This window comes from Streptomyces sp. NPDC002868 (assembly GCF_055563295.1).
This window is the reverse complement of the sequence record NZ_JBVHDR010000012.1, coordinates 297000-319578: the sequence shown is the minus strand read 5'-3', so window position 1 is coordinate 319578 and position 22579 is coordinate 297000. Positions and strand designations below refer to the sequence as shown.

Below are 22579 nucleotides of genomic sequence, written 5' to 3'. Positions count from 1 at the left end.
ACATGATTAGTTGACGGAGCAATCACATTCGCGTATCGGTCAGCAGAAAGTCATAGAGGGACACTCATGACCAAGATCGGGATCATCCTTGGCAGCACCCGCCCCGGACGCAACGGGGAGGCCGTCGCCCGCTGGGTGCACGAGGTCGCCGCGCAGCGCACCGACGCGGAGTTCGAGCTTGTCGACCTGCTCGACTACAAGCTCCCCCACCTCGACGAGGCGTACCCGCCGTCGATGGGCCAGTACACCCAGCCGCACACCCTGCGCTGGGCCAACAAGATCGCCTCGTTCGACGGCTACGTGATAGTGACGCCGGAGTACAACCACTCCACCTCCGGCGCGCTGAAGAACGCCATCGACTACCTCTACGCCGAGTGGAACAACAAGGCCGTCGGGTTCGTCAGCTACGGCTCGGCCGGCGGCACCCGCGCCGTGGAGCACCTGCGTCTGATCGCCGGCGAACTCCAGATGGCCGACGTGCGTGCCCAGGTTGCGCTGTCGCTGTTCACCGACTTCGAGAACTTCAGCGTGTTCAAGCCCGGCGACTTCCAGCGCGAGTCGCTCACCGCCACGCTCGACCAGGTCGTGTCGTGGAGCCTGGCGCTGGCCCCGCTGCGCGCCGGCTGAGACCACGCTCAGGGATTTCTTCGGCAAGGTCGCTCCGCGGGACAGGAGATAGCCGCCGATCTTGCCGAAGCCCCGGTCCCGAGTAACGTCATGCCAGGTCAGACCCTGTGATGTCATTCTGGAGCGCCACTGGGCTGCGATGGCATCCGCGGCCGTGGAGATCTAGTATCACGTGTACGCACTATGCGCCCTGCGGTCGTAGGGAGGCCGATATGGCGAACGCCGGATTCGGACGAGAGGGCCTCTCGCCCTATCTGCCGATCGCTGAGCACGGCCTTATCGGCGATCTTCACACCGCGGCACTCGTGGGCACCAACGGCACCATCGATTGGTACTGCTGCCCGCGCTTTGACTCGCCGAGCGTGTTCGCCTCCATTCTGGACACGAACCGGGGCGGATCGTTCGAGCTGGCCGCCGAAGTGCCCACGCGAACCCGGCAGTTCTACTTTCCCGACACCAACGTTCTCATCACCCGGTTCTTCGCCTCCGACGGGGTGGCGGAGATCCAGGACTTCATGCCGGTCAAGGACGACTCAGGCGCGGCCGCCCGGCACCGGCTGATCCGGCGGGTGATCTGCGTTCGGGGATCGCTTCCGTTCACAGCGCGGGTGGCTCCCCGCTTCGGCTACGGGGCCGAACCGCATTCCGCGCAGCTGCAGGGCAACTATGCAATGTTCCGGTCCGAGAGTCTGTCGTTGGGGCTGACCGCCACCGCGCCGCTGGAGTGCGACGGCCTGGACGTGCGGTCGCGCTTCAAGCTCCTCGAAGGCGAGTCCGCGGTGTTCGCCCTCGACCAGATCAGTGATGACGTCATCCCGCGGGCATGTCCCGAGGCCGAGGCGGAGGAGCAGTTCGAGACGACAGTCAGGTTCTGGCGCAACTGGCTGGCCGGCTCGCGCTACCAGGGACGGTGGCGGGAGATGGTGCACCGCTCCGCGCTCGTGCTGAAGCTGCTCACCTATGCGCCGACGGGTGCGATCGTGGCTGCCCCGACGACCAGCCTGCCCGAGCTGGTCGGTGGCGAGCGCAACTGGGACTACCGGTTCGTGTGGGTCCGTGACGCCGCCTTCTGTGTCTACGCCATGCTCAGGCTGGGCTTCACCGGAGAGGCCGAGGCGTTCATGCGCTTCCTGTCCGAGCGGGGCATTATGCGTGGCAGCGGTCCCGCGGGTCCGCTGCAGATCATGTACGGAATCGACGGGCGCGGCGAGCTGCCCGAGCGTGAGCTGCCCCACCTCGAGGGCTACCTGGGGTCCGCCCCGGTGCGGGTGGGAAATGCCGCCACCGGCCAGCTCCAGCTGGACATCTACGGAGCGCTCATCGACTCCGTGTATCTGTACGACAAGTGGGGACAACCCATCAGCAGCGATCGGTGGGAGGAGATCGGTGTACTGGTGGACTGGCTCTGCGACCACTGGGACCAACCCGACGACGGCGTGTGGGAAACGCGCGGGGGACGCAGGAACTATCTGTATTCGCGGCTGATGAGCTGGGTGGCGATAGAACGAGCCATCCGGATGGCGAACCGGCGCGGCCTGCCCGCGGACCTCCCCCGGTGGCGGCAGAGCCGCGATGCGATCTACCGGCAAATCATGCAACGCGGCTGGAGCCCTGAACGAGGGGCGTTCGTTCAGCACCTCGACGCCCGCGTACTCGACGCCTCTGTGCTGATGATGCCGATGGCCAAATTCATCTCACCCACCGACCCCAAATGGCTCGCGACGCTGGACGCGCTCACCGCGGACCTGGTCTCTGACTCGCTGGTCTACCGCTACGACTCCCAAGCCAGCCCGGACGGCCTCCGGGGGGCCGAGGGCACCTTCTCGATCTGCTCCTTCTGGTACGTCGAGGCGCTCGCCCGCGCCGGACGGCTGGAGGAGGCCCGGCTGGCCTTCGAGAAGATGCTTACCTACGCCAACCACGTCGGCCTGTACGCCGAGGAAATCGGACTGACCGGCGAACAGCTCGGCAACTTCCCACAGGCGTTCACCCACCTCTCACTGATCAGCGCCGCGTTCAACCTCGACCGCGCCCTTGGCTGACAGGCCACGTCAGACCAGGCTGTCCCGCCATGCCCGGTGCAGATCCGCGAACCGCCCCTCCCCGCCGATGAGTTCGGCCGGTGACCCGTCCTCCACGATCCGCCCGTGCTCCATCACCAGCACCCGGTCCGCGATCTCCACCGTCGACAGCCGGTGCGCGATCACGACAGCCGTACGCCCGTGCAGCACCGTGTCCATCGCCCGCTGCACCGCCCGTTCGCCCGGAATGTCGAGCGAGCTCGTCGCTTCGTCGAGGATCAGCACCGCCGGGTCGGCGAGCAGCGCGCGGGCGAATGCGACCAGTTGGCGCTGGCCGGCCGAGATCCGGCCGCCCCGTTTGCGTACGTCGGTGTCGTAGCCGTCCGGCAGGCCGCTGATGAAATCGTGCGCGCCGATGGCCTTCGCGGCACGCTCGATCTCAGCACGCGAAGCGTCCGGCCGTCCGATCGCGATGTTCTCCGCGACCGTCCCGGAGAACAGGAACGCCTCCTGCGTCACCATCACGACCCCGCGCCGCAGTTCGGGCGTGGCCAGATCGCGCAGCTCGACGCCGTCGAGGAGGACCCGGCCCTCGGTGGGGTCGTAGAAGCGGGCCAGCAGCTTGGCCAGCGTGGACTTGCCCGCGCCGGTCGAGCCGACGACGGCGACCGTCTGGCCGGCCGGGATCGTCAGGCCGAAGCGGGGCAGCACCTCGCCGCCGGTGCGGTAGGCGAAGGTGACGCCTTCGAAGGCGACCTCGCGGCCCGGGTGGTCACCGTGGGGTGCGGGCAGGTTCTTGGGGTCCCGGGCCTCTGGTACGGACGGCGTCTGGGCCAGCAGACCAGCGATCTTCTCGAGCGAGGCGGCCGCGGACTGATAGGAGTTGAGGAACATCCCGAGTCGGTCGATCGGGTCGTACAGCCGCCGCAGATACAGCACGGCGGCGGCCAGCACGCCGAGCGCGAGGGTGCCGGAGGCGACGCGGTACGCGCCCCAGAGGACGATCCCGGCGACGGCGGTGTTGGCGACGAGCCGGGAGCCGATGACATAGCGCGCCATCTCCAGCAGGCCGTCGCCGTTGCTGCGCTCATGGCGGTGGTTGAGGCGCCGGAACTCCACATCGTTGGCGCGCTCGCGCCGGAACGCGCGCACCGGGCGGATGCCGTTCATCGTCTCCGCGAACTTCACGATGACCGCCGCGATCAGGGTGGAGCGGGTGCGGAAGACGACGGCGACGCGGCGCCGGTAGCGGCGTACCAGCAGATACAGCGGTACGAAGGAGAGCACGGCGAGCGCGCCGAGCCCGAGGTCCAGCCAGAGCAGCATGGCCGAGATGTAGACGAAGGCGAGGACGACCGTGATCAGCTCCTGGAGCCCTTCGCTGAGCAGCTCCCGCAGGGACTCCACGTCGGTGGTCGAGCGGGAGATCAGCCGGCCGGAGGTGTAGCGCTCGTGGAAGTCGACGCTCAGGGCCTGGGCGTGGCGGAAGATCCGGCCGCGCAGGTCGACGAGAACGTCCTGGTTGACGCGGGCGGAGGTCCGGATGAAGGAGTACTGGAGCAGGCCGGCGCCGAGCGCGCACACGGCGTACCCGGTGGCGACGGCGATGAGCGGCCCGTAGTCGTGCCGCTGGAAGGCAGGTACGCCGCGGTCGATGGCGTACGCGACGAGGAGGGGCCCGGCCTGGACGGCGGCCTGCTGGAGCAGCAGGAGGAGCGCGGCCAGGACGACGTGTGCGCGTCGGGCTGCGAGGAGAGACCGCAGCAGCGCACCGGTCGCTCCTTGAGGCGCGGGCAGGGCATCCCGGTCGAAGGGATCGTCCCCGCCTTGGACGCCACCGGGGGCGGTCGAGGTGGTGGTCGTGGTCATCGGGGACTCCCTTCGGCGTGGCCGGACGAGGTGGCCGGGGGGAGTTGGGCAGCACCATGGGAGGGCACGTCCCGGGGCCCCCGGCCACCGAGCACGTCGGCCACGTCCGGACCGGCCAGGGCTGCGGCTTCGCCGCACGCCGGCCCGGCGGCAGCGTCCTCCCCGGTGGCAGCCGCTGCCGCCAGGACTGCCGTCCCGCCGCTCTCGGGCGCGGGCCGGCCGGCCTCGGCGCCCGTCGACCCACCGGCCCCCACCTCGGGTCCGGCCTCGCGCCGCCGCGACTCCGCTCCCGACATCAGCCACGCGTACTCCGCATTCGTACGCAGCAGTTCCCGATGCGTGCCCACCGCCGAGATCCGGCCCCCCGACAGCAGCGCCACCCGGTCCGCCAGCATCACCGTCGACGGGCGGTGCGCCACCACCAGGGCCGTCGTGTCTTCCAGCACTCTGCGCAGGGCCGCCTCCACCCGGGCCTCCGTGTGCACGTCCAGCGCCGACAGCGGGTCGTCGAGGACCAGGAAGCGCGGGCGGCCGACCACCGCCCGGGCCAGGGCGAGGCGTTGGCGCTGGCCGCCGGAGAGACTGAGGCCCTGTTCGCCGACCTGGGTGTCCGCGCCGTACGGCAGCGCACGCACGAAACCGGCCTGCGCGACGTCCAGCGCCCGGCCCAACTCCCGCTCGCCCGCGCCCTCCGCGCCCATCAGGACGTTCTCGCCGACGGTGGCCGAGAAGAGCGTCGGTTCCTCGAACGCCACCGACACCAGCCGCCGCAGCCGCTCCAGTGGCATCGCGGCGATGTCCTCCCCGTCCAGTGTGATCCGCCCGGCACTCACTTCGTGCAGCCGCGGTACGAGCGCGGTGAGTGTCGTCTTCCCGGAGCCCGTGCCCCCGACCAGGGCCATGGTCTCCCCGGGCCGCACCCGTAGATCGATACGGGCGAGCACGGGCGGGGCCTCCGCCGGCGCGTCCGGGTAGCGGAATTCAACGGCCTCGAACCGCAGCCCGTCCTCACCCCCGGCCGCCGCCTCGGCCGGGAGTGCCGCGTCCGACTCCTCCGCCGCGTCCATCACCTCGAAGTACCGTTCCGTAGCGGTCGCCGCCTCCTGGCTCATCGCCAGCAGAAAGCCGATCGACTCCACCGGCCACCGCAGCGCCAGCGCCGTCGACAGGAACGCCACCAGCGTGCCCGCCGACAGGCCGCCGTCCGCTACCTGGACCGTGCCGAGCACCAGAGCCGCGCCGATCGTCATCTCGGGGATCGTCGTGATCAGCGCCCAGATCCCCGCCAGCAGCCGCGCCTTGCCCAGCTCCGTGCCGCGCAGCCGTTCCGACAGCTCGCGGAAGGCCAGCGCCTGGCTGCGGTGGCGGCCGAAGCCCTTGATGATGCGGATGCCGAGCACGCTCTCCTCGACGACCGTCGTCAGATCGCCGACCTGGTCCTGCGCCCGCCGTGCGACGACCGCGTACCGCGACTCGAACAGCGAGCAGAGAATCACCAGCGGCACGATCGGCGCGAGCAGCACCAGACCCAGCGTCCACTCCTGGCCGAGCAGAATCACAAACCCGACCAGAATCGTCACCGCGTTGACCAGCAGAAAGGTCAGCGGGAACGCCAGGAACATCCGCAACAGCATCAGATCCGTCGTGCCGCGCGACAGTAACTGGCCCGACGGCCACCGGTCGTGGAAGGCCACCGGCAGCCGTTGCAGATGCCGGTAGAGGTCCGCCCGCATCGCCGCCTCGACCCCCGCCAGCGGCCGGGCCACCAGCCATCGCCTCAATCCGAAGAGCCCCGCCTCGGCAACCCCCAGCAACAGCAGGGCCAGTGCTCCGAACCAGACCCCGCCGGGGTCCCGGCCGGCCACCGGGCCGTCCACGATCCACTTCAGTACGAGGGGGATGACCAGGCCCAGACAGGAGGCCACGATGGCGACAAATGCCGCACTGAACAGGCGAGTTCGGACGGGGCGTACATACGGCCACAGTCGTAGCAGCGAACGTACGGTGGACCGGTCCTTGGCAGCTGCATGTGATTCGGGCATCAGGCCCGAGCCTACGGTTCACCACTGACAGCGCTCATCCGATTTTGGCCGCACCGCAGCCACCGCACCGCAGCCGCCGCGCCGAGCCCGCCGGTGACAGGCCTACGTCCTGACCCGCAGCAGCAGCACCGACCGCGCCGGCACCGTCACCGTCTCCCCGCCCGTGTGCACCGTCCCCGGCGCCGTCTCCTGGTCCTCCCGCGAGGTGTCGACCACCAGCTCGTACGACTGCGCCCACGGCGGGCCCGGCAGCTGGAAGCTCGTCGGCCGGTCCGCCGCGTGCAGGACCGTCAGGAAGCTGTCGTCCGTCACCTCCGCTCCACGCGCGTCACGTCCCGGGATGTCGCGGCCCGAGAGATAGAGGGCCAGCGTCGACGCCGGGGCGTACCAGTCCCGTTCCGTCATCTCCGTGCCGTGCGGGGTGAACCAGGCGAGGTCCCTCAGTCCGTCCGCCGCCCGGGCGCGGCCCGAGAAGAAGGCGCGGCGGCGCAGCACCGGGTGGGTGTGGCGCAGGGCCAGCAGCCGGGTGGTCAGCTCCAGCAGGCCACGCGGCCCTGGGGTCTCCAGCAGCGACCAGTCCAGCCAGCCGACCTCGTTGTCCTGGCAGTAGGCGTTGTTGTTGCCGCCCTGCGTACGGCCCATCTCGTCGCCCGCGACCAGCATCGGCACACCCGTCGACACCAGCAGGGTGGTCAGCAGATTCCGCAGCTGGCGCCGCCGCAGCGCGTTGATGCGCGGATCGTCACTCGCGCCTTCCGCGCCGCAGTTCCAGGACCGGTTGCCGTTCGTGCCGTCCCGATTGCCCTCCCCGTTGGCCTCGTTGTGCTTCTGCTCGTAACTGACCAGGTCACGCAGGGTGTACCCGTCGTGCGCGGTGACGAAGTTGATGGAGGCGTACGGCCGCCGCCCGCCCCACGCGTACAGATCGCTGGACCCGGAAAGCCGGTATCCCAGATCTCGTACGTCGGGCAGCGCGCCGCGCCAGAAGTCCCGTACGGCGTCGCGGTACCGGTCGTTCCACTCGGTCCACAGCGGCGGGAACGCGCCCACCTGGTAGCCGCCGTTGCCGACGTCCCACGGCTCGGCGATCAGCTTCACCCGCCGCAGCACCGGGTCCTGGGCGATCACCGCGAGGAAGGGGGAGAGCATGTCGACGTCGTGCATGGAGCGCGCCAGCGCCGCCGCCAGGTCGAAGCGGAACCCGTCGACGCCCATCTCGGTCACCCAGTAGCGCAGCGAATCGGTGATCAGCCGCAGCACATGTGGCTGCACCACATGCAACGTATTGCCGCACCCGGTGTAGTCGGCGTACGTCCGGGCGTCCGACTGGAGGCGGTAGTAGCCGCGGTTGTCGATCCCGCGCAGCGACAGCGTCGGACCCAGCTCACCCGCCTCCGCGGTGTGGTTGTAGACCACATCGAGGATGACCTCGATGCCTGCGGCGTGCAGCGCGCGCACCATCCGTTTGAACTCGCCGACCTGCTCACCCCGCGTCCCGCTCGCCGAGTACCCGGCATGCGGCGCGAAGTAGCCGATGGAGTTGTAGCCCCAGTAGTTGCGCAGCCCTCGCTTCAGCAGATGGTCCTCGTGCGCGTACTGGTGCACCGGCAGCAGCTCGACCGCCGTCACCCCGAGCCGCACCAGATGCTCGATCGCCGCCGGATGCGCGAGCCCCGCGTAGGTGCCCCGCAGCTCTTCGGGGATCCCCGGATGGAGCTTGGTGAAGCCACGCACATGAAGTTCGTATATGACCGAGTCCGCCCACGGGGTCTTGGGCCTGCGGTCGTCCGCCCAGTCGTCGTCATCGTGGACGACGACGCCCTTGGGCACATGGGGCGCCGAGTCCCGGTCGTCGCGCACGGTGTCCGCGACATGCTGCTGCGGCCAGTCCCGTACGTGTCCGTACACCTCCGCGGGCAGGTCGAAGTCCCCGTCCACCGCCCGTGCGTACGGATCGAGCAGCAGCTTCGCCGGATTCCAGCGGGCACCCGTCCACGGGTCCCAGCGGCCGTGCACCCGGTAGCCGTACCGCTGACCCGGCCGGATCCCGGGCACGAAGCCGTGCCAGATCTCATGCGTCAGCTCGGTCAGCGGCAGCCGCGTCTCCGTGGCCGAATCGCTCCCGTCGTCGAAGAGGCACAGCTCGACCGCCTCCGCACCGCCCGCCCAGAGCGCGAAGTTGGTCCCCGCCACCCCGTCCGGACCGACCCGGAAACGGGCCCCGAGAGGCGTCGGCGCCCCCGGCCACACCGATGGCCTGCGGGCTCCGGGCTCCCGGTGGCGGCCGTTGACCCCGGCCGCCGGAAATGGGCCGGGCAGGTCGTCCCGCACCCCCTCCTGCACTGTCTCCTGCTCGGCTGCGCTCGACACCTGCCGGCCTCCCGCGGCTCGTCGGGCCCCGCTGGGGGTACCTCCCCAGGCGCCGGAGGGCTCTGGGGGAGTACGGCTGCTTACGGCGTCCCGGCCGCGGCAGCCCACGCGTGGCCTCCCACCTGTTCTGCCCGCGCTGCTCTTGTCCCAACATGGCCCTGCTCTCACGTTTCCCCTGGAGGGGCGTGGTCGTTGGGCGGTACGTGAGACACGTAATGAAGCGGGCAGGGCAGGGCGTGGCCGTCGCCCTGACATGGGCAGGACTCATGGCCGGGCTGACCGGTTGCACCAGCGAGAAGCTGGACATCGGCAGCAAGCCCCGGTCTATCGAGGACACGATCCGAGTTGTTCCCGAGGACGGCGCGAAGGGGGTCGGCCCCGAAGGCCCCCTCGAGGTGCGGTTGCCCAGCGGGCGGCTCGAGCGGGTCAAGGTGACGCAGGTCGAGGATGCCCAGCCCACCGAGATCCAGGGCGAGATCTCCGAGGACGGTCTGAGCTGGAAGCCGGACGAGGGCACCCGCCTCGACCTGTCCGCCAAGTACAGCGTCGACGTGGTCGCGCTGGACGGGCACGGCCGCCGTTCGGCGCGCCATACGACCTTCACCACGCAGGTCCCCGAGCGCCGCTTCATCGGCTACTTCAAGCCCGAGAACCGCTCGACCGTCGGCACCGGCATGATCGTCTCCTTCGACTTCAACCGGGAGATCGAGGATCGCGAGGCCGTCGAGCGCGCCATCCGCATCAGCTCGGACCCGCCGGTCGAGATCGCGGGCCACTGGTTCGGTAACGAGCGCCTCGACTTCCGTCCGCGCGACTTCTGGAAGCCGGGCACCAAGGTCACCGTCGAGTTGCGGCTGCGCGACGTCGAGGGCGCGCCGGGGGTGTACGGCATCCAGCAGAAGACCGTCGCCTTCACCATCGGCCGTTCGCAGGTCTCGCTCGTCGACGCGGCGAAGCACACCATGGTGGTACGGCGCGACGGCGGGGTTCTGGCGACTCTCCCGATCACGGCCGGAGCGCCGAAGTCGACGACGTACAACGGAAAGATGGTGGTCATGGAGATGTTCGACGTGACCCGGATGAACGGTGCGACGGTCGGCTTCAAGAGGCGGAACGGCAGGGGCGAGTACGACATCAAGGATGTGCCGCACGCGCTGCGGCTGACCAAATCCGGCACCTTCCTGCACGGAAACTACTGGGCCGCGCCGGAGACGTTCGGCTCGGCGAATGTGTCCCACGGCTGTGTCGGACTGCGTGATGTGAAGGGCGGCAGCGGGGACACTCCGGCCGGCTGGTTCTTCGACCGGACGCTGATCGGTGATGTGGTCGAGGTCTTCAATTCGCGTGACAAGAAGGTCGATCCCAGCAACGGCCTCGGCGGCTGGAACCTGGACTGGAAGACGTGGAAGGCCGGTTCCGCGCTGGGCTGACCCTCGCTGACCTGCAGGGCCCGCACCGTTCAGATGAGCCCACCGGACAAGTTGGGACTGAACGGTGACATTCGCGGGGAGGATCAACTACCCGCGGTGTGATTATCTATCGCCGTGCGTGCGTGAGGCGCGCGGGGGTGCGGGCTTTGGCGGGGCCAGGCCGTGCGAGGGGAGAGACCATTTTGAACGGGCAGCCGATATCGGGGGCGTCGGCCGGGGCGGGACGCGGACGCGGGCGTGGGGGCGCCCCGCTGCGGGCTCTGGTGCTGGGGGCATTGCTGGTGCTGGTCACGGCCTGCGGGGGCGGGGACTCCGACAAGGACAGCGACGGCAAGGACAAGAAGGACGGCGGGAAGGTCGGGAACGCGGCCTCCCAGGCGGTGGTGACCATAGCGCCCAAGGACGGCGCCGACTCGGTCGCCACCAGTGGCGCGCTGAAGGTCACCGCGGCCAAGGGCAAGCTGACCACGGTCACGGTCCAGGACGACAAGGGCGCCCCGGTCGAGGGCAAGCTCGCCGCGGACGGCGCCAGTTGGCAGCCGCTGCAGCATCTGGCCGGCTCCACCAAGTACAAGGTGCACGCCATCGCCAAGGACGCGGACGGCCGTGAGTCGGCGAAGGACACCAGCTTCACCACGCTCGTCCCGAAGAACACCTTCATCGGGCACTACAGCCCCGAGGACGGTTCGACGGTCGGCGTCGGCATGCCGGTCTCGATCAACTTCACCCGTGGCATCACCGACCCCGCCGCCGTCGAGCGGGCCGTCAAGGTGACGGCCGAGCCGTCGGTGCCGATCGAGGGCCACTGGTTCGGCAACGACCGCCTCGACTTCCGCCCGGAGAAGTACTGGGCCGCGGGCACCAAGGTGACCGTGAAGCTGAACCTGGACGGCGTCGAGGGCCGCCCGGGTGTGTACGGCAAGCAGTCCAAGACGGTGAAGTTCACCATCGGCCGCAGCCAGGTCTCCACCGTGGACGCCAAGGCGCATCGGATGAAGGTCGTACGCGACGGCAAGCAGATCAAGAACATCCCGATCACCGCGGGCGCGCCGTCGACCACGACGTACAACGGCCAGATGGTCATCAGCGAGAAGTACAAGGTGACCCGGATGAACGGCGCCACCGTCGGCTTCGGCGGTGAGTACGACATCAAGGACGTGCCGCACGCGATGCGCCTGTCCAACTCGGGCACCTTCGTCCACGGCAACTACTGGGCCTCGTCCGGGACCTTCGGATCGGCGAACGTCAGCCACGGCTGCGTGGGCCTGCGCGACGCCCGTGGCGCCGGTGACGGCTCCACTCCGGCGGCCTGGTTCTTCGACAGCTCGATCATCGGCGACGTGGTGATCGTGAAGAACTCCAAGGACAAGCAGATATCCCCGGAGAACGGCCTGAACGGCTGGAACATGTCCTGGGCGGAGTGGACCAAGTAGTTCCTGTATGACGTAGTTCCTGTACGACGAGAACGGACCCGGTGCTGTGACGGAGAGCACCGGGTCCGTTGCCGTTAACGCGGGCTAACCTCGGTCCATGACAGTCAACCTTGAGGTCTCCGAAGGCGTCGGCACCATCCGTCTCGACCGCCCGCCGATGAACGCGCTGGACATCGCAGTCCAGGACCGGCTGCGCGAGCTCGCCGATGAGGCGGCCCGCCGGGACGACGTACGGGCGGTGATCCTGTACGGCGGCGAGAAGGTGTTCGCGGCCGGCGCGGACATCAAGGAGATGCAGGCGATGGACCACACGGCGATGGTCGTGCGGTCCCGGGCGCTCCAGGACTCCTTCACCGCCGTCGCCCGCATCCCCAAGCCCGTCGTCGCGGCCGTCACCGGCTATGCGCTGGGTGGTGGCTGCGAGCTGGCGCTCTGCGCCGACTTCCGGATCGCCGCGGACAACGCCAAGCTCGGTCAGCCGGAGATCCTGCTGGGCCTGATCCCGGGCGCCGGCGGCACCCAGCGGCTGTCGCGGCTGATCGGCCCGTCCAAGGCCAAGGACCTGATCTTCACCGGCCGCATGGTGAAGGCGGACGAGGCGCTCCAACTGGGCCTGGTGGACCGTGTCGTACCGGCCGCCGAGGTGTACGAGCAGGCCCATGCCTGGGCCGCGAGGCTTGCCCAGGGACCCGCGCTGGCACTGCGCGCCGCCAAGGAGTCCATCGACGCGGGTCTTGAGACGGACATCGAGACGGGCCTCGCCATTGAACGCAACTGGTTCGCGGGCCTGTTCGCGACAGAGGACCGCGAGCGCGGGATGCGCAGCTTTGTGGAAGAGGGCCCGGGCAAGGCCAAGTTCCTCTGAATTCAAGTCAGTTGGACACATCGGCTGTCCGCGTCAACCCTGTGTGCAGCTTAGCTGAGTCTTAAAGCAGCCTTAAGTCCTATCGGGCCCGCAGCACTTGGCGATCATTTATGTGCGAGGCGTCAGGGCAGCTCAGGGTGGGCGCGAGAGCCTGCATGCGGCCATAGTCATATGCCGTCAGATCCCCCCGGAGCAGCCGATTCCGGGGGCTCTATTCCGCCGGAACGGCCCCGGAATTCGCTCGTTGCGGCCATGATGGGGTCCATGGCGGGCCTCGAAGGTGTGGAACAGCCGCGGCAGCGCGGCAACGCGGCCGCGGCGCGGTGGTTGCCTGCCGTCGAGGACGAACAGACGCTCAGGGCGCTGGAGTTGTTCGGCGATCCCACGGACGAGGAAATAAAGCTCCCCTCCCGCCCCGAGTCGGCCGCCACCGCGCGCCGGCTGACTCAGTGCGTCGTGCTGCGCCAGTGGGCACTCTCCCCGCAGACCGCCGAGCATGCGGTGTTACTGGTCTCGGAGCTCGTCGGCAATGCCGTACGGCACACCGGGGCACGGGTCTTCGGGCTGCGGATGCTGCGCCGCCGCGGCTGGATCAGGATCGAGGTCCGCGATCCCTCGCGAGGTCTGCCCTGTCTGATGCCGGTCCAGGAGATGGACATCAGCGGCCGCGGGCTCTTCCTCGTCGACAAGCTCTCCGACCGGTGGGGCGTGGATCTGCTGCCGCGCGGCAAGACCACGTGGTTCGAGATGCGGGTCTCCGACCGCTGACACGACCCGGACGGCTTACCCCGGACAGCGCGACCCGGACACACAGAAGCCCCCTGAGCGGGGGCTTCTGCGGAGCGCCGTGGATTGGGGGGTGTATCCACGGCAGCTTACGACGACCTGGCCCGGGTCAATGGGGGTCGTGTGCTCGACTATGGCAGACGGGAGGCCGCACTGCCAAAAGTCCTTACTCGGGCATTGGCGAGTAAAGCGACGCATCTCGGAAGTGAATCGTAGGCGAGATGGGCCACCTGCCTAGTAAATGCTGAATAAATATAGGGTTTGGCGAGTGTTTCATCGCCTCGCTGACTAAAGGCGGGGCTCCGGCGGCCCGACCTGCGAGTATCCCGAATTGGGTCAATCGTTATCTTTTGCCTGGTTCGCCCCTACTGTGCTTTCCCGTGAGCTCGATCGACCGCCGCAGCGCACTGCGCGCAGGAGTGGGGGCCGCCGCCGCGGGCGCCCTCTCCACAGGCTGCACCGACGGCGGTCCCGCCCCGGCGCCGCCCGCCGCGTCTGCCCCGCCGTCCCGCGGTCCCCGTCCCGCACCCGCCCCGCGCCGTTTCCCCGAGCAGCCCGCCGAGATCGCGCACGGCCCACGCGACCGCGACAGGGTGGCTCTCACCTTCCACGGCCAGGGTGACCCGGCCATCGCCAAGGCCGTGCTCGCCGAGGCCGAGCGGGCCGGCGCCCGCATCACCGTGCTCGTCGTCGGCGACTGGCTCGACCAGCACCCCGAACTCGCCCGCAGGATCCTCGACGGCGGCCACGACCTCGGCAACCACACCCAGCGTCATCTGGGCATCTCATCGATGTCCGAGACCGAGGCGTACGCCGAGATCTCCGACTGCGCCGAGCGGCTGCGTCGGCTCACCGGTTCCATCGGCAGCTGGTTCCGCCCCTCCCGTACGCAGTACGCGACTCCCCTCGTCGCCAGACTCGCCCACCGGGCCGGCTACCCGCACGTCCTCTCCTATGACGTCGACTCCCTCGACTTCACCTCGCCCGGCGCCACGGCCGTCACCCGCAACGTCACCCGGCAGATCCAGCGCGGATCCGTGGTGAGCCTGCACTTCGGCTATGCGGACACCGTCGCCGCACTGCCCGGCCTCCTCGACGACCTCGACCGCCGCGGACTGCGCGCGGTGACGACCATGGAGCTGCTGACCTGATGCACCCGCTCATTCCGCTCACCAAGAGAACCACCGCGCTGCTCGCCGGCGCGCTGCTCGCGCTGTTCGCCCTGTTCGTGGGCTGCAGCTCACACGGCGACGAGGCGCGCCACACCAAGTCCGCCGCGCTGCCCGCCAAGCCCAAGGCCGTTGCCCCGGCCGGACTGCCCGGCATGCCGCCGGTGCTCGACCCGCACGACATCTACTCCGCGGACCGGCCGGGCAAGCTCTCGCCGGTGGTCAGGGGCTTCCCGTCCCGGGTGTACGTCCCCAACACCGGCTCCAACACCGTCTCGGTCATCGACCCCACCACGTACAAGGTCATCGGGACGATCCCGGTCGGAGTCCAGCCGCAGCACGTCGTCCCGTCCTGGGACATGAAGACGCTCTGGGTCAACAACAACCGCGGCCACACGCTCACCCCGATCGACCCGGCCACCGGCGTCGCGGGCAAGGCGGTCGAGGTGCACGACCCGTACAACCTCTACTTCACGCCCAACGGCAAGTACGCCATCGTGATGGCCTCCCTCGACCGCGAACTCGTCTTCCGCGACCCGCACACCATGAAAATGGTCAAGTCGACCCCGGTCTCCTGCTACGGCGTCAACCACGCGGACTTCTCCGCCGACGGCAGGTACTTCGTCGTCTCCTGCGAGTTCTCCGGCGAGCTGCTGAAGGTCGACACGGAGAAGATGGAGGTCATCGGCCGGCAGAAGCTGCCCTTCCCCGGCGCGATGCCGCAGGACGTGAAGCTCTCCCCGGACGGCAAGACCTTCTACATCGCCGACATGATGGCGCACGGCGTGTGGGTGCTCGACGGCGACAGCTTCCTGCCGCCCGGGCTGCTGCCCACCGGCAAGGGCTGCCACGGCCTCTACATCAGCCGTGACTCCAAGGAGATGTACGTCCCCAACCGCGGCGAGGGCTCCATCTCGATCTTCGACTTCAAGCAGAACAGGCTCACCAAGAAGTGGTGGCTGCCGGACGGCGGCAGCCCCGACATGGGCGGTGTCTCGGCGGACGGCAAGGTGCTGTGGCTGTCCGGGCGTTACGACTCCGAGGTGTACGCGATCGACACCACCACCGGCAGGCAGCTCGCCCGTATCGCGGTGGGCAGCGGCCCGCACGGACTCGCGGTCTACCCGCAGCCCGGCCGCTACTCGCTCGGCCACACGGGTGTCTTCCGCTAGGACGAGTGCGGTGCGAGTCCCCAGACCCCGTACGCCCTTCGGGCGTTGTCCTCAATCTCCCCCCGGACTTCGTCCGGGGGGACCCCCCAACGGGCTTGAGCCCGCCGGTCGGCCTGAGTTTTCAGGCCGACCGGCGGGAAATTTAGGCCCCGGCGGCGATTGAGGCGCGGTCCCGGACGCGAAATTCAGCCCCTCCGGCGATTGAGGCGCGGGGTCCGGGGCGGAGCCCCGGTCAAAGGCCCACCGCAGGACCCCGCCTCACCACAGCACCGGCAGCCGCTCCGGCAGCCGTTTGATGAAGCCCGTACGCCACATCAACTGCTCATCCGGTACGGCGAGCCGCAGCCGGGGCAGCCGGTCCACGATCGCCGCCAGCGCGGTCTCGGCGTGCAGCCGCCCCAGGCCGGAGGCCGGACAGAAGTGGCGGCCGCCCCCGAAGGAGAGATGCGGATTGGGTGCCCGCTCCAGGTCGAGGCGCTCGGGGTTCTCGAAGACCTCCGGGTCGAAGTTCGCCCCCTCCACCAGGACCAGCACCAACTCGCCCTTGCGGACGAGGACTTCACCGAGGCGGACATCGGCGAGGGCGAGCCGCGGCAGTCCGTCGCCGATCGACAGATTCCAGCGCAGCAGCTCGTCGACGGCGGGCCCCATCCGCTCCGGGTGGTCACGCAGGTACCCGATCAGCTCGGGGCGCTGGAGCAGCGCCAGCACGGCGAGGACCAGGAAGGCGGAGGTGGAGACCGCGCCCGCGCCGAACAGCGACACGGCGACGGTGGCCAGCATCTCGTCCGTCAGATGCGCGGACTCCGCGTCCTCGCGCAGCGCCGCCAGTGCGGCCAGCAGGCCGGTGCGGTCGGGGGAGTTGAGCCGGTCGACCATATGGCCGAGGGCCTTGTACCAGTTGAGGCTCGCCCCGTCGAAAGGCCGGACGCTGGTCATGAAGGCGATGTCGAGCCCCGACATCAGCCGCCGCCAGTCGGTGAACGGCACCCCGATCACCTTGCAGTGCAGGGCAGCCGAGAACGGCTCTGCGAACCCCGCCCGGAAGTCGACCGGCGGTCCCTCGGCCAGCAGGCCGTCGACGAGTTCGTCGGCCGTGGCGCGCAGCCACTCCTGCAGGCCGTCGGCCCGTGGGTTGAGCGCCTTCATCACCGCGCCGCGCAGCCCCGCGCTGTTGATGTTCCCCATGTTGTTGACGACCTCGGGCGGGATCGTCAGCGCGTACTGCCGGGGCACTCCGGGAGCGGCCGTGTCCTTGAGGCTGAACCGCTCGTCCTCCAGGACCTGCTTGGCCAGCGCGTAACTGCTCACCAGCCAGGCGCTGTCGCCGGTGAGCGTACGCACCCTGGTCACCGGCTGCTTCTCGCGCAGCCAGGAGCACTCGGCGGGCAGCACATCACCGCGCCGGGAGAGCGGGAAATCAAGCCGCTCGGGATTGGGGGTCATCGTCCGCGCTCCTTTCAGGTGCTTCGGGCCGTACGACGGCATAGGCCTGATTGCGGGCGGCTCGTAGCCCGCCGCCCTTTGAGAAGAGGAGTTCCGTCAGTGGCATCAGCGCGTGATAGCAGGAGACGGAGGAAGGGACGCCGAGAATCCCCGGAGTGTCGAGGAAGAAGGGGAGTTCGGCGGCTATGTAGTCGAGACAGGCGGACCGCTGCTCGGGGGAGATGGATTCACCGGCTGCCAGTTTGGGCGCCAGGAACTGCTGCACCATGAGGTCGCAGCTCTTACGGAACTCATCGTCGGTGGCGAGGAAGTGCTGGACCCGCCGGTGCAGCAGCGCGTAGACCGGATCGTCGGAGAACTCCGACAGCGCCCGCACACGGATCCGGCGGCCCGGCGGCCCGGCCGCCGCCACTCCGCCGACAATCCGCCTGCGTACCGCCTTGAGCTCCTTGGCCGCACGCCGGGCGGCTTGTTCGGGAGTGTGGCCCAATGACGCGAAGACGGCTGCCACATGCAGATCGGCGTAGACGATGTCCACCGCGGTGAATCGCGGGGCCGCCCAGCGTGTGAGTTCGGTGATCCGGCGGGCGGAGAAATAGCTGTTCCCCGGGGAAACCCCGATCAGGACATGGTCGCCCTCGTCCCAAATGATGTGACAGTTACGGGAGAAGGGCCGGACCGAGAAGGAATCGATTGTGATCGTCACGATGACATCACCTTTGCGCCGCTTGTCCCTGGGAGCCCTGTGCTCCTGGTGTGGCGGCGACGGCATGAAGTTATCTCCCGTCGGCGGAGAGTGACGAATTCCCCTCGGGAATTTGGCCAGAACTGCATCCAGTAGGGCGGAAAATCATCTTCCGCCCTACGGAAAAGGTAGTTGAAGCCTTTTCTGTCGTCTGTTCAGCCGACCACGAACAGCGCCTCGGAGCCCACCGGTTTGAAGCCCGCGGCCTGGAATGTCCGCACGCTGCGGGCGTTCCCCGGTGACTGCTGGGACCACACCACGGAGTCCGGCACCAGATGGCGTGCCGCCAGCGCGAGCGCCACGCCCAGGCCGAGGCCGCGCGCCCGCTCGTCCACCTCGATCGCGGTCTCCCAGCGGCCGGCCACACCCCGGCCGAGCACCACCACTCCGCCGGCGGCGGCCCAGACCCGTACGCCGTCACGGAACTTCAGGGCCCGCGCCACCCGCGGGTGGTCCGGGTCCTCGATCTCGCGAAGCTCGAGATCGGGCCTGCCCGGCAGCGCCCCGGCAACCGTCAGCATGTCGATGGTGTTCATCGAGCGGCCGGTGCGGGCCAGCATGGCGGCCAGGAACGCCGGGTTCATCGCGGCGGCAAGCCGGTCGGAGTCGGTCGCGGCGAGCTCGGCCCGTACCCACTCCGGATCCTCGTCCGTGAAGATCACCGAGTGTGCGGTGAACGCCACCACGCCCGCATCGCGCGCGTTCGGCTGCCCGATCACGGTTGTGGAACCGTCCGGTGGCGGGAACTCCCCGGCCGCCGCGGCTGCCAGGATCCTCTCCAGTGCGTCGCTCATCCCGCGTACCTCCTCGCCCTAAGTCTCCACCAGGCCGTTAATCTGACCTCCGTCAGTAATGCACCAAGAAGGGGCGGAAGCAGTGGCCGACATCGAAGAGGCGCGCCGGGCGTTCGAGCGGTACGACGTGAACGGCGACGGCCTGATCACGGCGGCGGAGTACAAGAGCGTGATGGCGCAGCTGGGGGACTTCAATGTCACCGAGACGGTCGCCGAGGCAGTGATCAAGACCAAGGACGCGAACGGCGACGGTCAATTGACGTTCGAGGAGTTCTGGGCCTCGCTCAACAAGGGCTGAACAAGGCCTGATCCTTCGGGGGGCACCTCCCAGGCCGAAGGCTCTGGGGGAGGCTCCCCGGCCAGGCCGGGGACCGCCCGGGAGTTCACCAGTCCTCGGCCGCCAGGGCGTCGTCCAGCGTCGGCAGCGTACGGAACACTTCGAGCACCGCGCCCGCCCGGAACACACGCAGAATCGCCGGGCGGTCGCACACCACCCACATCCGCCCGCCGTTCTCGGCGGTGCGCCGCCGCGCACGGCACAGCAGGGCCAGTCCCGAGCAGTCGAAGAACGCCACATGCGTCAGATCGACCACCACATGGTGGCCGCGGACGGCGGTGACCACGTCCAGATAGGCCCCGATGGGCTTCGCCGCGGCGATGTCGATCTCCCCGTGCAGCTCGACGACGGTACGGCCTCGGGTGCAGTAGGCCCGGCCGTACGGTCCGGGGAGGGGTGCGTGTAAGCCGGACGACGTGGTAGTCAGCCCCTCGGCCATGGCTGTTCTCCTTGCTGCGGCGAGCCCGATGTGGCCACCTGAGGTTGGGCGTACTGGCTGGGAGGCTAGTGCGGGGTTTCGGGCGCACGGAGGTGAAAAAACGTTCGGAGCCCAGAAAGCTCCCCCTTGTGGGTGAATCCGCGTGAAGCGACTTGACCCGCCGAGGTCTTCGCACCGGCTCAGCAGCGGACGATGCTCAGCACTCGATGACGCTCAGCACTTGATGATGCTCAGCATTCGATGATGTTCACCGCGAGGCCGCCGCGCGCGGTCTCCTTGTACTTCACCGACATGTCCGCGCCAGTGTCCTTCATCGTCTTGATGACCTTGTCCAGCGAGACCTTGTGGCTGCCGTCGCCGCGCATCGCCATCCTTGCCGCCGTCACGGCCTTCACCGCCGCCATGCCGTTGCGCTCGATGCACGGAATCTGGACCAGGCCGCCGACCGGGTCGCAGGTCAGACCGAGGTTGTGCTCCATGCCGATCTCCGCGGCGTTCTCGACCTGCTCAGGGGTGCCGCCCAGCACCTCGGCGAGCGCGCCCGCGGCCATCGAGCAGGCGGAACCGACCTCGCCCTGGCAGCCGACCTCGGCGCCGGAGATGGAGGCGTTCTCCTTGAAGAGCATGCCGATCGCGCCCGCGGCCAGCAGGAAGCGGACCACGCCCTCCTCGTCGGCGCCGGGCACGAAGTTCATGTAGTAGTGCAGCACGGCCGGGATGATGCCCGCGGCGCCGTTGGTGGGGGCGGTGACCACCCGGCCGCCCGCGGCGTTCTCCTCGTTCACCGCCATCGCGTACAGCGTGATCCACTCCATGGAGCGGGCCAGCGCGTCGCCCTCGGCGCGCAGCTGGCGGGCCGAGTTGGCCGCGCGGCGGCGCACCTTGAGACCGCCGGGCAGGATGCCCTCGCGGGACATGCCGCGTGCGACACAGGCCTGCATGACCCCCCAGATCTCCAGCAGGCCCTCGCGGATCTCCTCCTCGGAGCGCCAGGCCTTCTCGTTCTCCAGCATCAGCGCGGAGATGGACAGACCGGTCTCCTGGGCGAGCCGCAGCAGCTCGTCACCGGTGCGGAAGGGGTACTTCAGCACGGTGTCGTCGAGCTTGATCCGGTCCTCGCCGACGGCGTCCTCGTCAACGACGAAGCCGCCGCCCACCGAGTAGTACGTCTTTTCCAGAACCGTCGCGCCCTCGGCGTCGTACGCGAAGATCGTCATGCCGTTGGCGTGGTACGGCAGCGCCTTGCGGCGGTGCAGAACCAGATCCTTGTCGAAGTCGAAGCCGATCTCGTGGCTGCCGAGCAGACTGATCCGGCCGCTGGTGCGGATGCGCTCGACCTGCGCGTCCGCGGTCTCGACGTCGACGGTACGGGGGGAATTGCCCTCCAGGCCGAGCAGGACGGCCTTGGGAGTGCCGTGGCCGTGGCCGGTCGCGCCCAGGGAGCCGAAGAGCTCTGCGCGTATGGCGGCGGTGTGGGCCAGCATGCCCTCGTTCTTGAGCCGCCGGGCGAACATGGCGGCGGCGCGCATCGGGCCGACCGTGTGGGAGCTGGACGGGCCGATGCCGATCGAGAACAGGTCGAAGACCGAGATGGCCACGGAGAACTCCTAGGGGGTTGGTAGACGCCGTTGTCTGCCGGGGTGGTGCAGAAGCGAGCGGGGTACAGCGAGCGGGGTACACGGTGCGGGGCACCGCGCGCACTGTCCAGTGTGCGCGGTGCCCCAAGGGTTCGTACAAAAGCGTTTCGCACAAAACCGTACGGAACTACTTCAGGCCGGGGTAAAGCGGGTGCTTCGCGGCCAGCGCCGAGACCCGTGCGCTCAGCGCCTGAGTGTCGTACGACGGCTTCAGCGCCTCGGCGATGATGTCGGCAACCTCACGGAAGTCCTCGTCCTGGAAACCGCGGGTGGCCAGCGCCGGGGTGCCGATCCGCAGACCCGAGGTGACCATCGGCGGCCGCGGGTCGCTCGGAATGGCGTTCCGGTTGACGGTGATGCCCACCTCGTGGAGCCGGTCCTCGGCCTGCTGGCCGTCCAGCTCGGAGTTGCGCAGGTCGACCAGGACCAGGTGCACATCGGTGCCGCCCGACAGGACGGAGACCCCGTGCTCGGTCACATCGTCCCGGACCAGACGCGCGGCGAGGATCTGGGCGCCGTCGATGGTGCGCTGCTGGCGCTCCTGGAACTCCTCGGACGCCGCGACCTTGAAGGCGACCGCCTTCGCCGCGATGACGTGCTCCAGCGGACCGCCCTGCTGGCCCGGGAAGACCGCCGAGTTGATCTTCTTGGCGAGCTCCTGTGTGGACAGGATCACACCGCCGCGCGGACCGCCGAGGGTCTTGTGCGTGGTGGTGGTGACGACATGGGCGTGCGGCACCGGGTTGGGGTGCAGCCCGGCGGCGACGAGACCCGCGAAGTGGGCCATGTCGACCATCAGATACGCGCCGACCTCGTCGGCGATCCGGCGGAAGGCCGCGAAGTCCAGGTGACGGGGGTACGCGGACCAGCCGGCCACGATCAGCTTCGGCTTCGACTCCTTGGCGAGCCGCTCGACCTCGGCCATGTCGACCTGACCGGTGGCGTCGTCGACGTGGTACGCGACCACGTTGTAGAGCTTGCCGGAGAAGTTGATCTTCATGCCGTGGGTCAGGTGCCCGCCGTGGGCGAGGTTCAGACCCATGATCGTGTCGCCCGGCTTGAGCAGCGCGAACATCGCGGCCGCGTTCGCCTGGGCGCCCGAGTGCGGCTGGACGTTGGCGTGCTCGGCGCCGAAGAGCTCCTTGATGCGGTCGATGGCGATCTGCTCGACGACATCGACGTGCTCGCAGCCGCCGTAGTAGCGGCGGCCGGGGTAGCCCTCGGCGTACTTGTTGGTGAGGACGGAGCCCTGCGCCTCCATGACCGCGACCGGAGCGAAGTTCTCCGAGGCGATCATCTCGAGGGTGGACTGCTGACGGTGGAGCTCGGCGTCGACAGCGGCGGCGACGTCGGGGTCCAGTTCGTGGAGAGGGGTGTTGAGAACAGACATGCCATAC

General features: G+C 69.0%; 18 protein-coding genes. 9 read left to right on the top strand and 9 right to left on the bottom strand.

Going from position 1 to position 22579, the window contains the following annotated elements:
• The first annotated feature begins 66 nt into the window (after positions 1–66).
• Both ACZ3H8_RS31545 and ACZ3H8_RS31540 read left to right on the top strand, forming a co-directional pair.
• Entirely contained in the window at positions 67–627 is a 561-nt protein-coding gene (locus ACZ3H8_RS31545; RefSeq protein ID WP_467407628.1) for an NADPH-dependent FMN reductase, read from the top strand.
• 212 nt (positions 628–839) lie between these two features.
• Positions 840–2669, top strand: a complete 1830-nt coding sequence (locus ACZ3H8_RS31540) for a glycoside hydrolase family 15 protein (RefSeq protein WP_467407626.1) — start codon at positions 840–842, stop codon at positions 2667–2669.
• A 9-nt stretch (positions 2670–2678) separates the two neighbouring features.
• Here ACZ3H8_RS31540 and ACZ3H8_RS31535 read toward each other — a convergent pair whose 3' ends face one another.
• From ACZ3H8_RS31535 to glgX, 3 genes are all read right to left on the bottom strand, one after another.
• Positions 2679–4517 (bottom strand): ABC transporter ATP-binding protein, encoded by a 1839-nt coding sequence (locus tag ACZ3H8_RS31535; RefSeq protein WP_467407625.1) that lies wholly within the window; start codon positions 4515–4517, stop codon positions 2679–2681.
• Positions 4514–6559 carry an ABC transporter ATP-binding protein gene (locus ACZ3H8_RS31530; protein WP_467407624.1) on the bottom strand — a complete coding sequence of 682 codons (2046 nt, stop codon included), beginning with the start codon at positions 6557–6559 and terminating at the stop codon, positions 4514–4516. The genes ACZ3H8_RS31535 and ACZ3H8_RS31530 overlap by 4 nt, the downstream gene beginning before the upstream one ends.
• A 102-nt stretch (positions 6560–6661) precedes the next feature.
• The gene (gene glgX / locus ACZ3H8_RS31525) at positions 6662–8929 is read right to left on the bottom strand and encodes a glycogen debranching protein GlgX (protein WP_467407622.1); all 2268 of its coding nucleotides are present in this window, start codon (positions 8927–8929) and stop codon (positions 6662–6664) included.
• A 203-nt stretch (positions 8930–9132) separates the two neighbouring features.
• On the opposite strand from glgX, the gene ACZ3H8_RS31520 reads away from it, so the two are divergent.
• From ACZ3H8_RS31520 to ACZ3H8_RS31495, 6 genes are all read left to right on the top strand, one after another.
• Positions 9133–10359 (top strand): L,D-transpeptidase, encoded by a 1227-nt coding sequence (locus ACZ3H8_RS31520; protein WP_467407621.1) that lies wholly within the window; start codon positions 9133–9135, stop codon positions 10357–10359.
• A 182-nt stretch (positions 10360–10541) separates the two neighbouring features.
• Positions 10542–11792 carry a L,D-transpeptidase gene (locus ACZ3H8_RS31515; RefSeq protein ID WP_467407619.1) on the top strand — a complete coding sequence of 417 codons (1251 nt, stop codon included), beginning with the start codon at positions 10542–10544 and terminating at the stop codon, positions 11790–11792.
• Positions 11793–11889: 97 nt separating this feature from the next.
• Positions 11890–12657 (top strand): enoyl-CoA hydratase/isomerase family protein, encoded by a 768-nt coding sequence (locus ACZ3H8_RS31510; RefSeq protein WP_398984482.1) that lies wholly within the window; start codon positions 11890–11892, stop codon positions 12655–12657.
• Positions 12658–12909: 252 nt separating this feature from the next.
• Positions 12910–13425, top strand: coding sequence for an ATP-binding protein (locus ACZ3H8_RS31505; protein ID WP_467407618.1), 516 nt, complete (start codon positions 12910–12912; stop codon positions 13423–13425).
• 398 nt (positions 13426–13823) lie between these two features.
• The gene (locus ACZ3H8_RS31500) at positions 13824–14594 is read left to right on the top strand and encodes a polysaccharide deacetylase family protein (protein ID WP_467407617.1); all 771 of its coding nucleotides are present in this window, start codon (positions 13824–13826) and stop codon (positions 14592–14594) included.
• Positions 14594–15784, top strand: coding sequence for a YVTN family beta-propeller repeat protein (locus ACZ3H8_RS31495; RefSeq protein ID WP_467407615.1), 1191 nt, complete (start codon positions 14594–14596; stop codon positions 15782–15784). Before ACZ3H8_RS31500 ends, ACZ3H8_RS31495 begins: the two co-directional genes overlap by 1 nt.
• A 258-nt stretch (positions 15785–16042) precedes the next feature.
• Here ACZ3H8_RS31495 and ACZ3H8_RS31490 read toward each other — a convergent pair whose 3' ends face one another.
• The 3 genes from ACZ3H8_RS31490 to ACZ3H8_RS31480 form a co-directional block, all read right to left on the bottom strand.
• Positions 16043–17230: a cytochrome P450 gene (locus ACZ3H8_RS31490; protein WP_467407614.1), complete on the bottom strand. Its 1188-nt coding sequence runs from the start codon at positions 17228–17230 to the stop codon at positions 16043–16045.
• Positions 17205–17936, bottom strand: coding sequence for a tRNA-dependent cyclodipeptide synthase (locus tag ACZ3H8_RS31485; protein ID WP_467407612.1), 732 nt, complete (start codon positions 17934–17936; stop codon positions 17205–17207). Before ACZ3H8_RS31485 ends, ACZ3H8_RS31490 begins: the two co-directional genes overlap by 26 nt.
• A gap of 194 nt (positions 17937–18130) precedes the next feature.
• A complete protein-coding gene (locus ACZ3H8_RS31480; protein WP_467407610.1) occupies positions 18131–18769 on the bottom strand; it encodes a GNAT family N-acetyltransferase in 639 nt (212 codons plus the stop codon).
• Positions 18770–18851: 82 nt separating this feature from the next.
• On the opposite strand from ACZ3H8_RS31480, the gene ACZ3H8_RS31475 reads away from it, so the two are divergent.
• Positions 18852–19067 (top strand): EF-hand domain-containing protein, encoded by a 216-nt coding sequence (locus tag ACZ3H8_RS31475; RefSeq protein WP_215092733.1) that lies wholly within the window; start codon positions 18852–18854, stop codon positions 19065–19067.
• Positions 19068–19152: 85 nt separating this feature from the next.
• Here the strand turns inward: ACZ3H8_RS31475 and ACZ3H8_RS31470 are convergent, their stop codons facing one another.
• The 3 genes from ACZ3H8_RS31470 to glyA all read right to left on the bottom strand — a co-directional run bounded on the left by ACZ3H8_RS31470 (position 19153) and on the right by glyA (position 22572).
• Positions 19153–19545, bottom strand: a complete 393-nt coding sequence (locus ACZ3H8_RS31470) for an STAS domain-containing protein (RefSeq protein ID WP_467407608.1) — start codon at positions 19543–19545, stop codon at positions 19153–19155.
• Between the two features lie 230 nt (positions 19546–19775).
• Complete coding sequence (locus tag ACZ3H8_RS31465; RefSeq protein WP_467407607.1) at positions 19776–21143, bottom strand: L-serine ammonia-lyase; 1368 nt, start codon at positions 21141–21143, stop codon at positions 19776–19778.
• Positions 21144–21309: 166 nt separating this feature from the next.
• Positions 21310–22572 (bottom strand): serine hydroxymethyltransferase, encoded by a 1263-nt coding sequence (glyA, locus tag ACZ3H8_RS31460; RefSeq protein ID WP_467407606.1) that lies wholly within the window; start codon positions 22570–22572, stop codon positions 21310–21312.
• Positions 22573–22579: the final 7 nt, after the last annotated feature.